This is a genomic window from Sodalis sp. RH16 (genome assembly GCF_047324245.1).
In the GTDB taxonomy this organism is placed as follows: domain Bacteria; phylum Pseudomonadota; class Gammaproteobacteria; order Enterobacterales; family Enterobacteriaceae; genus Acerihabitans; species Acerihabitans ligni.
On the sequence record NZ_CP178737.1, the window covers coordinates 4886557 to 4902275 of the forward strand.

Sequence of the window (15719 nt, forward strand, 5' to 3'; positions counted from 1 at the left end):
TGGTCTTAGAATAGACTATATTCTTATTAAAGTCTATATGGAGACAAACATTGGGAGATTAGCCACGCTACCTGTAAAACAGATCCGGCATTATTTTGGCGGACGAGATAAATTTATAGGGGAACAACTCACCTTCGCGGTATTCAAAATTGATGGTGGAAAGGGATTTGGAATAGACCAACTCGTTTTTGCGGGCAATATGCAGGATGGTAAATGGCAGAGTACTGACCTCGTAAGTAATGGCGTTTTGCCTGACCAGGGCGATGTTGTCCAACTGATAACAGGGGCTTTTGCCTGATTTATCCACCGTCAGAAATTCATTGAGATCCTCAAGCCATCTTAGCTCGCCCTCTGTAATGCGCCCCGTCTCGCTATTTCGATTCACGGAATCACATATCCGGCCAAACACATCACTTAACAGATCGCGGGAATGCTTTTGCAAGCGGTAAGTGGCGATCACCATGACAGCGGATCGCTTTCCATTACTTTTCCGATCGCTTCGCGCCGAATATTCCTCCATCGCCTTGATGAAATCAGACGCCGTGCGCGCAGAGCCGGCGGCGGTATTATCATTGGAAACGATCTTTCGGGACTCGTGCTCCAAATATTCTCGCAGGGTGACTTTCAGGATCCGGTTAATCTGCGGCCGAACGATGCTTTTAGCCTTATGGGCAGACCTCGACGCCTGCGACCGAAGGTTTTTAGCGTCTAATAGTAAATTTTCATTGAAGTCCCCCGGTGAAATGATAAAGCTGCCGAGACTTTCTCCGGGTTTTATAGATTGATAGCCATGTTCATCGGAGCTTGCCCGTTGCAATGCCAGTTTGATGCTTTCAATCAACGCTGCCACATTGCCGTCGGCGCCAGTGACGATGAGAGGAATATCCGAGCGATCCGGGCCGCTGATTTGCGCCCCGGAGAAGTTGCAGTCTTCAACGGGGGTATTTGTTGTATTTCTTTCCAAAACGCCCAGAGGGGAGAATTTCCGATGCAGCGACTTGTCATCTAAATGAAAATATCTGGAAATTTTATTATGACTCAAAGGTAATCGTTGATTCGATTCCTCAAACAGCGGCAGCGGATAACACATGATTTGCTTTCCGGGCGTATCCAAACCAGTCATGGCGATAGGCATGATCTTTCTTTCATGAAACGCATTCAACGATGAACTCAGGTAAGTGGTTTTGGCAGATTTTTCTTTTAGAAGATTATTTGTATCTCCTAAACCGCTTATGGTGATGCTTTCCTTTTTGGCATAATCGCAAAAATTCATGGTGGCAGCGGCGCCCAGTGCGGTACGAGGCAGCACAAGATAGGTATTAGCGTTCGCCATAAAACCCATCTGGCCCCGAAGTTCACTTTTGGCCTCCAATGACAGAGTGATGTTTTTGTCCCTGGTTTTTTTCAGCGTTGCATCGGTTATCCACTTCTCTACCTGTCCATTCATAGTGTTGGGGCTAAACAGTATTCCCAAAAACAAGTCGATATGGCTCCATTCGATTTTAAAACTGAAATTATGCTCGTTTTCCGCATTCCCTGCCGCGATGAAATTGGCCTCCACCGGGAGAACGGTGATGAGATCAATACCCCCTGCCGAGAGAAGCTTGCCTTTCTCTTCCAGACCCTGGCCGGTACCGGCCAATGCCACGAGTGAGCGGGCTTTGTTTCTGATGAAGCTAAAAGAGATCTTGCCGCTTTCGCTTTTGGTAAGGGTAAGGCTATCCTGTTTACCCCAACGCGCCAATGTCCCGGCAAACCATCCTGGAATAGGCAATCCAGCTGCCGCGACACCTATAAAAAACGCAGTACTTTTGCTTATATTCAAAGAAATAGATTCATTTTCCTCTAATGAGCTCAACGAAAGCTTTAGCATCCGTTCTAAGGACTCCGCCGGTCCAATGTAATCGGTGGCGGAAGAAAACACCTTCCTGAGCCTCTTATCCTGAACAAAATCGGTAAGCGGCAGAACCTCCTGAATGACCCCGTGGCGCGGAGTTAAACCTGAGGGTGTTTTTTTTGGCCAGACAACCTCCCTCGCCGTTTCAAACATGCATTGCAGACCGGGATCAAAGGCTTTTGCCATAAAGCGTCCAGTTCGGTATTTGTCACCGGCAAAATGGGCGTTTTTGGCTTTTTTGAAATTCCCGCGAAAATTATCAATCACAGAAGAAAACAAGGGAATATTTTTGCTACTGAAATTACCCAGCCGTTGTCTGTCAAATGGCAAACCGGAGTGAACTTTTTCATAAGGATCCGCGCCGGTTCCCGAATAAAAATTTTGCACTGGCTTATGGCTTAAATGCTTGACATGGCAGGTTTGCATATTGACATGATGGGGTGAGAAATACATGATACTGGTTCCTCCATCCTGCTCAATGCATAATTTAACTTGATTAGCCACTTTTGTTGCCGATAAAATTTTCGCTCTGGAGGGCAGAGGCATAGTAAGCCGATGCTTCATAAAATCATAATTATATCGATATTTATCATTCCAAATCTCATTTAAATATAGGGATCCATTTGTAAAAAAAAATTCGATCGAATTTCTTTCATCCAGGCTAAATTGCAATAATAAAGATTTATGGAAAGGTTCAGACAATTTTATTATCTGTAATCCAATATATGAAGCGGTATCCAATGGTCTATCTACATATATTTCTTTTGTTATACCTTCCATAGTGAAATTAATTTCATATTGCACTTTTTCGTTTTTTCCCCAGGCAATCAGCTTCCCTTCCTGGTTGATATTTAACCGAGAAAATTGCATTTTACGCTCTTCCCACAGATCAATTTTAGCAATATAAAACTTTGTGTTCTGGGTAGCCTTCAGCCAGCACCTTTTAAAAAAATCACTGCTTTTCCCTTTAATTAACAATAAATTACCCTGTTCATCCAAGGTAAGCCCTTGATGTAACGGCGGTCCGCCATACAGGGATCCAAGATAAACATAATCGATGGCGTTTAATCGTCTGCTATCATTTATACATTCATAAGCGAGTTTCACTTTGACGCTGACACAATGTATGTTCGCCATTTTTTCCGAGCGACGCAGCGGACGTTCGGTTGAACCGGGAATAGACACATCATACAAATTGCAGGCATTAAGGGAGTCCGGCATTGAAAGAAATCTTTGCAAAAAGGACTTTTCGCAGTTATATACCTTTTCCAGTTTTCGATATAGACAGGCATTAGCCTTCACCTTAAAATGATCTACATTACTCAATGTTTCCCGTCTACCATATTCATTCCCGCTGTAGCCAGGATTAATATCTTCTATTACTTTCATACCCCTCCCTTAGTTGCATTATAATTATCGCCTTACTTTATTTGTTAAGCAAGGAAACACTATATTGACTATACAATAGGTACATAATAAAAATTTAGATATTTCGACTATAATGGAATTGCATTGCAAAGTTATTCATCCCCGGTTCAATCTTCATGGCGCGCGGCGGTAAGATATGACATTATTTTTTGCTGGTTAAGCATATATTTAACTTAGATAAGTATACGTTTTTGATGTGTGTTTATGGCAAGCGCGGTTCAAACGGCTATTTATAGTACTGGAAGTGATATATAACATTAATGAAGGGATTCACTATTTTAGCAAACGCCGGGTAGATGGGAAAAATACCGCGGGCACGGGATGGCGCTCTTACCTGAGAGCCATCGCCACCGATTGGTTTAGGCATCGGTTTAATAAGTGTCCTTACCGTTTTATCGGCTCTTGCGGGCGACGATAAACAGCCGCGGAAACGCCAGCAGCACGCTGCCGTCGACACGAGGAGGATAAGCGTCTTCAATGGCTTGCAGATATTTTTTCAGGAATTCCGGCCTTTGCTCATCGGTCAAGGGCTCCAGAAAAGGCCGCAGGCCGGTGGCGCGGACCCATTCCACAACGGCCTGGTGCGAGGGCATGACATGAAAATAGCTGGTCCGCCAGATATCCACCCGCTCGGCATGGGGTGCGAGCAGATCATAATACTCCGCCGCGCTCAGGATCTTGACCCTGACCTGGGCCGCTTCGCCGATGCGATCGCGCCACGGCCCTTCGTCAGCCACCCGGCGCATTTCCCGATGGCTGGGCTCCTGGCGATTATCAGGCATCTGTACCGCCAGGCTGCCGCCGGGCGCCACCATGGAAAACAACCGCGGGAACAGAATCTCGTGATCGGGCACCCATTGCAATGACGCATTGGCATAGACAATATCCTGCGCCGCCGCCGGTTGCCATCGCAAGATATCTTCCCGGCTGAAACGGCACGCCGGCAACCGCTGCCGGGCATGTTCCAGCATGGCCTCCGAGCTGTCTACGCCGGTCACCGTCGCCTGCGGGAATCGCTGGAATAATCCCTCGGTGGAGTTACCGGGACCGCAGCCGAGATCGGTCACCTGGCGGGGATTTTCCGTCTCGATGCGGGCGATGAGTTCCAGCGCGGGCCGGGTTCTTTCTACTTCAAATTGGCGGTAGAGCTGCGGATTCCAGTCTTGCATGTAACGACCTCGTCTGAAAGAACTGCTTGGGGAATATGTCCCTTGCCACTGCCGGAAAACCCTACCGCCGGCACCCGGAGTTCAGCATTTGCGCCGGGCAAAGCGTTCACGGTTTTCACTGCTGGCGGCGGCGGATTTCTTCAACACCACATAACAGGCGCCGGTGCCGCCATGGACGGGACGAGCGGCGCAATAGGCCTGCACCTGCTCAAACTGAGTCAGCCAGCGGGCGACCAGACTGCGGACAATATTGGCGTGACTGTTGTCATGGCGTCCTTTGCCATGGATGATAAGCAACGTACGTAACTGCTCCGACTGCATGCGGCGGATAAAGGCGAACAAATGCTGACGGCAGGTTTCCACCGGGGTACGGGTAAGATTCAGGCTGGCCTCAACGGCATAGCGTCCCTCACTCAGTTTATCCAGTACGCCCTGTTGAATGCCGTCCTGTTTATAGCTGAGGGGAACATCAAGAGGTAACGCATCGATATAACCGGCGACGAGAAAATTTTCCGCGGCGTCATCCGGTTCCTGCCGCCGGTGGCGACATGGGGGCTTATGCTGCAAAAAAACCACGTTGGATAAATCCTTTAGCGGTTTGACATCTTCCATGGCCTCTTTGAACAAATCGTTATCATCACCGGTCATCATTCGTCACTCGCGCTTGCTTGGCAGGAGCGGCGATGCAGCGGGCCCGCTCCCAACAGGTTGATACCGTTTTACTATAAACCGGCTATGGCGGGATTTCATCAGATTCGCCGATATTTAAGCAAACACCGGCAGAGGAATTTACCGTTAAAGGTGGGAAACGAAACCTTGTATACCCACTAACTGCAACCTGAAGATGACGGGTATCGCGGGAACTATAAAGCAATAGTGCCGAACGCACGGCCTATAACCTTGGCGGAGGCTTCAAATGCCAGCTGCTCCTCTTCGGTTAAGGGCACCGCGACGGATTGTACAATACCGCCGGCGCCGACCAACGCCGGCCGGCCGATATACACCCCCTGCCGTTCATCCCAAACGGAGACCGGGAAAACGGTACGCCCGTCCGACAGTACCGCGTCCACCAGACGGGCCGCGGCGGTGCCGATACCGAAGCTGGTCCAGCCTTTGCCCTGCAGAATTTGCCAGCCGCCCGCACGCACCTGATCTTTCATCGCCGGCAGATCAAGAGTCTTGCCGGCATCAAACCCGCCGATGGGAACTCCGCCAATCCGTACCGTGCTCCAGGCGACAAACTGGGATTCTCCGTGCTCACCCATAACATACCCGTCCACGCTTTTCGGATCGACGGCAAAAAATTCCCCCACCACCCGCTTCATACGCGCGGTATCCAGCGATGTGCCGGTACCGAACACCCGGGACACCGGCAGCCCGCTGATATGCTGGATCAGGCGGGTGATGACATCGCAGGGGTTGGTGATATTAATAAATACTCCCTGAAAGCCGCCGGCCATAATGCGGGGTACCGCCTGCCCGACCGCCGCGCTGGTTTCCAACAGCTCCTCCATGCGATCTTCCCGCAGCGCAGAGGTGGGTCCTACCGCCATCACCACCACTTGGGCCCGTTTTAACGCGGCATAATCATTCACCACAATATGCACGCGCGAGGACACCAGCGAGGCCATATCACGCAATTCCAGACCCTGGCTATGCGCTTTGGCTTCATTTTCGTCGATTAATATAATCTGATCGCATAACCCCTGCGTGACCAACGAAAAAGCCGTATCGGCGCCGACATGGCCCGCGCCGATGATTCCCACGATCCGCTGCATATCCTTTCTCCTGATTTTAAACGGGTTAATGGCTGGTTTTTCGTTAACACTACTCCTTTTGCCGGTCAAAACCCAGCCGAAATACCCCTGTTGGTACGCTCGCGTTTTGACTAAATGTGCACCTGCGTCGTTGGACACTTTATCAACGACACGAAATGATGTTAAAATTGACCCAAATCAAGTAATGCATGAGCGGCGACATATGATCATCCAGGAAAAGCGTATTATCAGACGAATCCAGTCTGGCGGTTGTGCCATCCATTGTCAGGATTGCAGTATCAGCCAATTATGTATTCCTTTCACGCTTAATGAGCACGAGCTGGACCAGCTCGATAATATCATCGAGCGTAAAAAGCCGATTCAAAAAGGCCAGGCGCTGTTCAAGGCCGGCGATGAACTCAAATCCCTCTATGCTATCCGCTCCGGCACCATTAAAAGCTACACCATTACCGAACAGGGCGACGAACAGATCACCGGTTTTCACCTGGCGGGGGATCTGGTGGGTTTTGACGCCATCGGCGCCGGTCAGCATCCCAGTTTCGCCCAGGCGCTGGAAACCTCGATGGTGTGCGAAATACCGTTCGAGACCCTGGACGATCTCTCCGGCAAAATGCCCAATTTGCGCCAGCAGATGATGCGGCTGATGAGCGGCGAGATCAAAGGCGATCAGGATATGATCCTGCTGCTTTCCAAAAAGAATGCCGAAGAGCGCCTGGCGGCGTTTGTGTACAATCTTTCACGCCGTTTTGCCCAGCGGGGATTTTCTCCGCGTGAATTCCGGCTGACCATGACCCGGGGCGATATCGGCAATTACCTGGGCCTGACGGTGGAAACCATCAGCCGCCTGCTGGGCCGCTTTCAAAAGAGCGGTATCCTGGCGGTAAAAGGCAAATATATTACTATCGAAGACGGCGACGCGCTGTCTGAATTGGCCGGAACGCCGCAAAAAGTCGCCTGACGCCCGGCCGGATACGTAATTTTCTTATTTTATTGATCCGGCTGCGTTTCTCTTCTGTCCTGGTTTGCTTCAATGAGTTACTCTGATTTAACATTCTGTCGAGTTGCAGAAATGAGGAGACTCTCATGGCCAAGTATAACAATCTATTAGTAGCAATCGACCCAAATCAGGATGATCAACCGGCGCTTCGCCGTGCAGTTTATTTAGTGCATAAACTGGGCGGCACCATTAAAGCCTTCCTGCCCATCTATGATTTCTCCTATGAAATGACCACCCTGCTTTCCCCTGACGAACGCACCGCGATGCGTAAAGGTGTGATAAGCCAGCGCACCGCCTGGATCGAGGAGCAGTGCCAGCACTATATTCACAGCGGCGTGCCTATCGATATCAAAGTCATCTGGCATAACCGGCCGTTCGAAGCCATTATCCAGGAAGTCCTGGCCTTCAAACACGATCTGGTGCTGAAAATGGCCCATCAGCACGATCGCTTCGAATCGGTGATATTCACCCCCACCGACTGGCACCTGTTGCGCAAATGTCCCTGCCCGGTATGGATGGTTAAAGACCAGCCCTGGCCGGAAGGAGGCAAAGCCCTGGTGGCGGTGAATCTGTCCGGCGAAGAGCCCTATCACGATCCCCTTAATATCAAGCTGGTAACCGAAACCCTGGCGCTGGCGGAACAGGTTAATCAAACCGAAGTGCATTTGGTGGGCGCTTATCCGGTGACCCCCATCAATATCGCCATCGAGCTGCCGGATTTTGATCCCAGCGTCTATAACGATGCCATTCGCGGACAGCATCTGATCGCCATGAAAAGCCTGCGGCAAAAATTCCAGCTGGATGAAAAATTCACCCATGTGGAAAAAGGCCTGCCGGAAGAAGTTATCCCTGATTTGGCCGAGCATCTCGACGCCGGTGTGGTGGTATTGGGCAGCATCGGCCGCACCGGCTTTTCCGCCGCCTTTATCGGCAACACCACCGAACTGGTGATCGATCATCTGAAATGCGACCTGCTGGCCATCAAGCCGGACGACTACGTCTCGCCGGTCACGCTGGAAGCGGGCGATCAATACGAATAAAAAAGGCCCCGTTCGGGGCCTTGCAGACTGCTGACAAACGCACTCGGAGTCAATAAGGCGGGACAGGCTACCAGAAGAGTAAACCGTCCGCGCCATGGATGGCGCGGATCGAGCCTACAAGGACGTATTCACGGCGTGTTTACGATCTGGCAGCCTGTTCCGACCGGGCACTTTGTCAATAAGCTCAAAGGCCCCGGTCGGGGCCTTGTCAGCTTATAGCGCCCGCAGGATATCCTCGACGCTGGCTTTGGCGTCGCCAAACAGCATCTGGGTATTTTCCTTGAAGAACAGCGGATTCTGCACTCCGGCGTAGCCGGTGTTCATGGAACGCTTGAAGACAATGACGTTCTGCGCCTTCCAGACTTCCAGTACCGGCATGCCGGCGATGGGGCTGTGGGGATCTTCCTGCGCCGCCGGGTTAACGGTATCGTTGGCGCCGATCACCAGTACGGTATCGGTATCGCTGAAATCATCGTTGATTTCGTCCATTTCCAGCACCACGTCATAAGGCACTTTGGCCTCGGCCAGCAACACGTTCATGTGGCCGGGCAAACGACCGGCAACGGGATGGATGCCGAACCGCACCTTCACGCCACGGGCAATCAGCTTATCGGTGATATCGTGCACCGGATATTGCGCCTGCGCCACCGCCATGCCATACCCCGGAGTGATGATAACCGAACTGGAGTTTTTCAGCAGTTCCGCCACTTCTTCCGCCGTGGTTTCCCGATATTCGCCCATTTCGGTGTCTTCGGCGCCGCCGGAACTGTCGGTGCCGAAACCGCCGGCAATCACGCTGATAAAGGAGCGATTCATGGCCCGGCACATAATATAAGACAGTATCGCACCCGAGGACCCCACCAGCGCGCCGGTGACGATGAGCAGGTCGTTGCTGAGCATAAAGCCGGCCGCCGCCGCCGCCCACCCCGAATAGGAGTTAAGCATGGAGACCACTACCGGCATATCGGCGCCGCCGATGGAGGCCACCAGATGTACGCCGAATACCAGGGCAATCAGCGTCATCAGCAATAAGGCAATAGACTGCAGGGCCACGCTGTCGGTTCTGACAAACAGGACCAGCAGCAGGAAGGAAACAACCAGCGCCGCCAGGTTCATATGATGGCGAAAGGGCAACATCAGCGGGCGGGAGGAAATTTTCCCGCGCAGCTTTCCAAACGCCACGATGGAACCGGTAAAGGTAACCGCACCGATAAAGATGCCTAAAAAGACTTCGGTGAGATGGATATTGATCATCACCGCGTCCAGGATTTCACCATGATCGAGATAACTGTTATACCCTACCAGTACCGCCGCCAGGCCGACAAAGCTATGCAGTATCGCCACCAGTTCCGGCATTTCGGTCATCTCGACCTTACGCGCCAGATAAACGCCGATGCTGCCGCCGATAACCATGGCGACGATAATCCAGCCGATATTACCGGCATGAGGCCCGACAATGGTCGCCAGCAAAGCAATCGCCATGCCGCAAACGCCAAACAGATTGCCCTGCTTTGAGGTTTCGTGTTTGGACAATCCCGCCAGGCTGAAAATAAATAAAATAGCGGCAACGATATAGGCCGCCGTCACTAATCCTTCAGACATGGGTTAACCCCTTAATTTTTACGAAACATTTTCAGCATGCGCTGAGTCACGGTGAAGCCACCGAAGATATTGATGCTGGCTATCAGTACGGCGATAAAAGACAGGAAAGAGACCCATCCGCCATGACCGATTTGCAATAACGCACCAACGACAATTATCCCGGATATGGCATTGGTCACCGACATCAGCGGGGTGTGCAACGCATGACTGACATTCCAGACCACGTAATATCCGACGATGCAAGCCAGGGCAAACACGGTGAAATGCGACAGGAAGTCGCGGGGGGCGACGCTTGCCAGCCAGCCGAATAAAATAATCGCGATAGCGATCAGGATATATTTTTTCAGCGGCGAACCGGGTTTTTCCACCGGTTTCGCCAGGGGCGCCGCGGCCTTAGCCTGCTGCGGCTGGGCGGAAACCTGAATCGGCGGCGCGGGCCAGGTGAGTTCGCCATTTTTTACCACGGTAACGCCGCGGATCACGGTATCGTCGAAATCCACCACGATTTCGCCGTTTTTCTCTTTACACAGCAGCTTCAACAGATTGAGCAGATTGGTGCCGTAGAGCTGGGAGGATTGGGTCGGCAACCGGCTGGGTAAATCGGTGTAGCCGATGATACGCACGCCGTTTTCGGTCATGGTCACGGTATCGGCTACGGTTAATTCGCAGTTACCGCCGGTCTGTGCCGCCAAATCGACGATGACGCTACCCGGCTTCATGGAAGCGACCATCTCTTTGGTGATGAGTTTGGGCGCCGGTCTGCCGGGGATAAGCGCGGTGGTGACGATAATGTCCACGTCCTGCGCCTGGGCGGCAAACAGGGCCATTTCGGCTTTGATAAAGGCCTCTGACATCACTTTGGCATACCCGTCCCCGCTGCCGGCTTCTTCTTCAAAGTCCAGCTCCAGAAACTCCGCGCCCATACTGTTGACCTGCTCTTTCACTTCAGGACGGGTATCGAAAGCGCGGACAATAGCGCCCATGCTGCCTGCGGCGCCGATAGCGGCAAGTCCGGCCACCCCGGCACCGATTATCATGACCTTGGCCGGCGGCACTTTACCCGCCGCCGTAATTTGCCCGGTGAAGAAACGGCCGAATTCATGAGCCGCCTCCACAATGGCGCGGTAGCCGGCGATATTCGCCATGGAGCTCAAGGCATCCATTGACTGCGCGCGGGAGATTCGCGGCACGGCATCCATCGCCATCACGGTGATATTATTGGCGGAGAGCTTCTCAAGCAAAGCCGGATTCTGCGCCGGCCAGATAAAGCTGACCAGGGTACTGCCGTTTTTGATTAAGGGTATTTCATCATCCGCCGGCGCGTTAACCTTCAGAATGATATCGGATTGCCAGACATCGGAGGCGTCTGTGATTGAAGCGCCGGCCGCTACAAAAGCGGCATCTTCAAAGCTGGCAAGTTTGCCTGCGCCGCTTTCAATCGCTACTGTAAATCCCAGTTTGAGCAATTGTTCAACGGTTTTAGGCGTTGCGGCAACGCGGGCCTCGTTGGCCAAGCGTTCTTTCGGTACACCAATACGCATAGCTTTCCCTTTTAACTGTTCTTTCTGAAAATAACCGTCATCCTGACCCAAGTGTCAAATGTGTCATACCGCAGACCCTGGGATCACCCTACAAGAGCCATACAATAACCTACTTAAAATAAAAACAGCGGTCTACAGATTGTGCCGGTTAAGCACTTTTTCAGTAAAAAAACCGGCATAGTTTACCGCTCTTTCGCAATTGTTATTCACACTGACATAAATTGCTGAGACACTTGCTATTATTACATGCCATAATCGGCAGCTAATCTGTTATACATCAACAGTTCAGCATGTTTAGCGTGAAAGCGTACGTCGAAAGGACTTTTTATGAAGCTGAAGAAAGCATTACTGGCATCTGCGTTATTGACGTTAACCACATTGTCGACGCAGGCCGCCCAAGAGCTGACACCTGAAAAGGCAGCCAGCCTGAAACCTTTTGACCGGGTCTATGTTACCGGTCATTTTAATTCTATCGGCGATGCCGCCGACGCCGTCTCAAGACGGGCCGATGAGGAAGGGGCCGCCTACTTTTACATTCAGGGCTACGGCGATAACAGCAGCAGCAGCGGCAACTGGCGAGTGGCCGCCGATATCTACCGTAAAGACGCGCCGTCTGCCTCCACCGCCACGCAATATCGGTACTATAACGGCGTAAAAGAACTTCCCAAGGACGAGGCCAACCTGCTCGAGCCTTACGATACCGTCACCATCAGGGGCTTGTTTCACAGCCAGCCTGATGTTAACGACGCCATCACCAAGGCCGCCAAAGAGAAAGGCGCCGCCTCATTTTATATTGTGAGGCAAATCGACGCTAACGAAGGCGGCAATCAAAGCATCACCGCCTTCATTTATAAAGCCGATGCGCCGAAACGCGTCCTGCAAAGCCCTGACGCCATTCCGGCTGACTCCGAGGCGGGACGGGCCGCGCTGGCCGCCGGCGGCGCCGCCGCCGCCAAAGTTGAAATACCCGGCGTAGCATCGTCCGGTACCCCCAGCTCCGCGGTGGGCCGCTTCTTTGAAACGCAGTCAACCACCGGTAAGCGTTACAGCGTCACGTTACCTGACGGCACCGTTATTCAGGAAGTCAATAATGTTACCGCCGCGGAAATGGTACCTTTTGATTCGGTCACCTTTACCGGACACTATAACAGCACCACCGACGTCTCCGAGCAGGTTGCGCGTCTCGCGGCCAAGAAAGGCGCGAAATACTACCATATCACCCGGCAATGGGAACAGAATGCCAGCGGCGGCAACCTGACCGTCTCCGCGGATTTGTTCAAATAGTTATTGATTGATTGTTCGATAAACAGGGCGAGGATAACTCGCCCTGTTTTTGTTGACTCAGTGCCCGGTCGGAACAGGCTGCCGGATCGTAAACACGCCGTGAATACAATCACTGTAGGCTCGACCCGCGCCAGCTCAGGCGGCCGGTATTTCAGGAATGGTCGTCAGTTGGATGGACAGCCGTTCGTCGTGCTGTTGCAATGAGAGATGATCGCCGAATTCATGTTGAATGGCGCCGAGCTGACCTTTTTCCAGCGCATAGGGTAACCGGATTTCAAAGCGGAAAATACCTTGCTGCTCCGCCAGGGCGATAAGGCGGATGATATTGGTTTCGTCGTTGACCTGGGTGGAAAGCACCTGCAGCGCCAAGGCCTTGAGCTGTTCCTGGTGGGTATGGGAATGTACGGGCGGGGTTTTGGTCACGATGCCGAAAATCGGCATGACGCCATAAATGGCATCAATGAAGCTCCAGCGCTTTTTGCAGCTGGCGGATAAATAGTGCGTATAATCAAAGCAGAAACTTTCGCCCTGAACGCCAGCATCGAGCTGATATTTTGCCATTTTGCCCCATCCCCCCCCTCGCTGTCCCGGCGTAATCCCCGCCACACAATGTGCAGATAACTATAGCATAGGGTAATGAATAATAGGTGAATAGGCGGGCGGTTCAAGGGCAACAGAATAGTAATATTTTATTTATTATTTAGAGTATCTACCCTTCAGGACATTTCCTAACGCATATCCGATGGCGCAATAACGTCTCAGGCGGTATGCTCAGTACCATTTGTTTCACCTAATGTACGCAGATTATCGGCACAATGAATAAGATTGTTTTTGTTGAAGATGACACCGAAGTCGGCAACCTTATTGCAGCATGGCTCGGTAAACACGATTTCGAGGTTACTCTCGAACCGCGGGGAGATCGCGCCCAAGAGGTGATTATGCGTGAAAACCCCGATCTGGTGTTGCTGGATATCCTGCTGCCGGGCAAAGACGGTATGACGATATGCCGGGATTTACGCCCGGTCTACAACGGTCCTATCGTTCTGTTGACTTCCCTGGACAGCGATATGAATCATGTTCTGGCGCTGGAAATGGGCGCCAATGATTATATTTTGAAAACCACCCCGCCGGCGGTACTGCTGGCGCGGCTGCGTTTGCATCTGCGGCAGAGCGCCTTTGTTCCCCGCGAGGTATCTCCTGCGACGGGCAGTACCGGCAGCGTGCTGCATTTCGGGCAGTTAAGTATCGATTTGATTAACCGGGAAGTGATTCTGGGCGCAGAAACGGTTTTGCTTTCCACTTCCGACTTTGAACTGCTGTGGGAACTGGCGACCCACGCCGGCCAGATCATGGATCGCGAGGCGTTACTGAAAAATTTACGCGGCGTCAGCTACGACGGCCTTGACCGCAGTATCGACGTCGCCATTTCCCGGCTGCGTAAAAAGCTCTATGACAATGCGCTTGAGCCCTTTCGCATCAAGACCGTGCGTAATAAAGGCTACCTGTTCGCGCCGAACGCCTGGGAGAGCGCCCGGCCATGAGGAAGTTGTTTATCCAGTTTTATTTGCTGCTGTTTGTCTGTTTTCTGGTAATGACGCTGTTGGTGGGCTTGGTTTACAAGGTCACCGCCGAACGCGCCGGCAGGAAATCCATGGATGACCTGATGAAGAGCTCCCTTTACCTGATGCGAAATGAGCTGCGCTCCATTCCTCCCCGCGATTGGAACAAGACCATCAATAAGCTGGACATCAATCTCTCCTTCAGTTTGCACATCGAACCGCTGAGAAAATATCAGCTCAACCCCGGTGACGACTTGCGGCTGCGCCGCGGCGAGATTGTCGCGCTGGACGACGAATACACCTTTATCCAGCGCATTCCCCGCAGTAATTACGTGCTGGCCGTGGGGCCGATCCCTTATCTGTTTTTCATTCATGAGATGCGCTTGCTTGACCTGGCGCTGCTGGTTTTTATCGGCCTGTCGCTGGCTCTGCCCGTATTTATCTGGATGCGGCCCCATTGGCAGGATATGCTCAGGCTGGAAACGGCGGCACAACGGCTCGGCGCCGGCTTCCTGGATGAACGGACCCATTTCGACAGCGCTTCCAGCCTTTATCGGCTTGGGGTGGCGTTCAATCAGATGGCTGACAATATCAATACCCTGATTGCCAGTAAAAAGCAGCTTATTGATAATATCGCCCATGAACTGCGCACGCCGCTGGTGCGATTACGCTACCGGCTGGCCATGAGCGAAGGGCTGTCCACGGAAGAACAGGAACGGCTGAATCATGATGTCAGCCAGCTGGAAGGGCTGATAGACGAGTTGCTGACTTTTGCCCGTCTCGATCGTCCACAGGTTACCCTGAACCTGACGTCGGTGGATCTGCCGGGCTGGCTGGCTGAGAAGCTGGCCGATATCCGATTGGTGCACGGAGAACGGGTGATTCATGAGGACATTCCCGACCAAGGGAATTTCGGTCAGGTGGATGCCCGGCTTATGGAACGGGTGCTGGATAATCTGGTGAATAATGCCCTGCGCTACAGTCAGCAAATGATCAGCGTGAAATTGGGCGTAGAAGACCAATACGGTTACCTGCAGGTGGATGACGACGGTCCCGGCATCCCCGAAAGCGAGCGCCAGCGGGTGTTTGAGCCTTTTGTCCGGCTTGACCCCAGCCGCGATCGCAGCACCGGCGGCTGCGGACTGGGCCTGGCCATTGTCCGCTCCATCGCCCAGGCCCATGACGGACAGGTGATCGCCGATACCAGCCCCCTGGGCGGAGCGCGGTTGCTTTACCGCTGGCCGGTCAACAGCCATCCCCTCGCTATTCCGGTCATAAAAAGCCCCTTTTGACCTGCGGAGCCAGCTTTGCGTACCGTGCGCCAATGCTCCGCCGGGGCATGGGTTCTCTAAAAGTATGTTGTAACTAAAAAGGGTAATTCCTCTATTGTACATTCGGTTACACGCCGATACCAAACACTCACG

At 52.3% G+C, this 15719-nt stretch carries 12 protein-coding genes; 5 read left to right on the top strand and 7 right to left on the bottom strand.

Annotation, left to right across the window (positions count from 1 at the left end; all coding sequences use genetic code 11):
• Window positions 1-67: 67 nt before the first annotated feature.
• From ACL2XJ_RS22280 to ACL2XJ_RS22295, 4 genes are all read right to left on the bottom strand, one after another.
• Entirely contained in the window at window positions 68-3286 is a 3219-nt protein-coding gene (locus ACL2XJ_RS22280) for a hypothetical protein (protein ID WP_413724526.1), read from the bottom strand.
• A 431-nt stretch (window positions 3287-3717) separates the two neighbouring features.
• On the bottom strand, window positions 3718-4494 hold the full coding sequence (gene tam / locus ACL2XJ_RS22285; RefSeq protein ID WP_413724527.1) for a trans-aconitate 2-methyltransferase: 777 nt from the start codon (window positions 4492-4494) through the stop codon (window positions 3718-3720).
• A gap of 81 nt (window positions 4495-4575) precedes the next feature.
• Entirely contained in the window at window positions 4576-5142 is a 567-nt protein-coding gene (gene smrA, locus ACL2XJ_RS22290) for a DNA endonuclease SmrA (RefSeq protein ID WP_413726942.1), read from the bottom strand.
• 215 nt (window positions 5143-5357) lie between these two features.
• Complete coding sequence (locus tag ACL2XJ_RS22295) at window positions 5358-6272, bottom strand: L-lactate dehydrogenase (protein WP_413724528.1); 915 nt, start codon at window positions 6270-6272, stop codon at window positions 5358-5360.
• A 205-nt stretch (window positions 6273-6477) separates the two neighbouring features.
• On the opposite strand from ACL2XJ_RS22295, the gene fnr reads away from it, so the two are divergent.
• Window positions 6478-7230, top strand: a complete 753-nt coding sequence (gene fnr, locus ACL2XJ_RS22300; protein ID WP_132927736.1) for a fumarate/nitrate reduction transcriptional regulator Fnr — start codon at window positions 6478-6480, stop codon at window positions 7228-7230.
• 125 nt (window positions 7231-7355) lie between these two features.
• Window positions 7356-8309 carry a universal stress protein UspE gene (gene uspE / locus ACL2XJ_RS22305; RefSeq protein ID WP_203521337.1) on the top strand — a complete coding sequence of 318 codons (954 nt, stop codon included), beginning with the start codon at window positions 7356-7358 and terminating at the stop codon, window positions 8307-8309.
• 213 nt (window positions 8310-8522) lie between these two features.
• Here uspE and pntB read toward each other — a convergent pair whose 3' ends face one another.
• Both pntB and pntA read right to left on the bottom strand, forming a co-directional pair.
• On the bottom strand, window positions 8523-9911 hold the full coding sequence (gene pntB / locus ACL2XJ_RS22310; RefSeq protein ID WP_132921477.1) for a Re/Si-specific NAD(P)(+) transhydrogenase subunit beta: 1389 nt from the start codon (window positions 9909-9911) through the stop codon (window positions 8523-8525).
• Window positions 9912-9922: 11 nt separating this feature from the next.
• Entirely contained in the window at window positions 9923-11452 is a 1530-nt protein-coding gene (pntA, locus tag ACL2XJ_RS22315) for a Re/Si-specific NAD(P)(+) transhydrogenase subunit alpha (RefSeq protein ID WP_132921476.1), read from the bottom strand.
• A gap of 327 nt (window positions 11453-11779) precedes the next feature.
• On the opposite strand from pntA, the gene ydgH reads away from it, so the two are divergent.
• A complete protein-coding gene (gene ydgH / locus ACL2XJ_RS22320) occupies window positions 11780-12736 on the top strand; it encodes a DUF1471 family protein YdgH (protein WP_132921475.1) in 957 nt (318 codons plus the stop codon).
• Between the two features lie 135 nt (window positions 12737-12871).
• Here the strand turns inward: ydgH and ACL2XJ_RS22325 are convergent, their stop codons facing one another.
• Window positions 12872-13297, bottom strand: coding sequence for a hypothetical protein (locus ACL2XJ_RS22325; protein WP_132921474.1), 426 nt, complete (start codon window positions 13295-13297; stop codon window positions 12872-12874).
• 254 nt (window positions 13298-13551) lie between these two features.
• On the opposite strand from ACL2XJ_RS22325, the gene rstA reads away from it, so the two are divergent.
• Both rstA and rstB read left to right on the top strand, forming a co-directional pair.
• On the top strand, window positions 13552-14277 hold the full coding sequence (gene rstA / locus ACL2XJ_RS22330; RefSeq protein WP_413724529.1) for a two-component system response regulator RstA: 726 nt from the start codon (window positions 13552-13554) through the stop codon (window positions 14275-14277).
• Window positions 14274-15587: a two-component system sensor histidine kinase RstB gene (gene rstB / locus ACL2XJ_RS22335; RefSeq protein WP_203521332.1), complete on the top strand. Its 1314-nt coding sequence runs from the start codon at window positions 14274-14276 to the stop codon at window positions 15585-15587. Before rstA ends, rstB begins: the two co-directional genes overlap by 4 nt.
• Window positions 15588-15719: the final 132 nt, after the last annotated feature.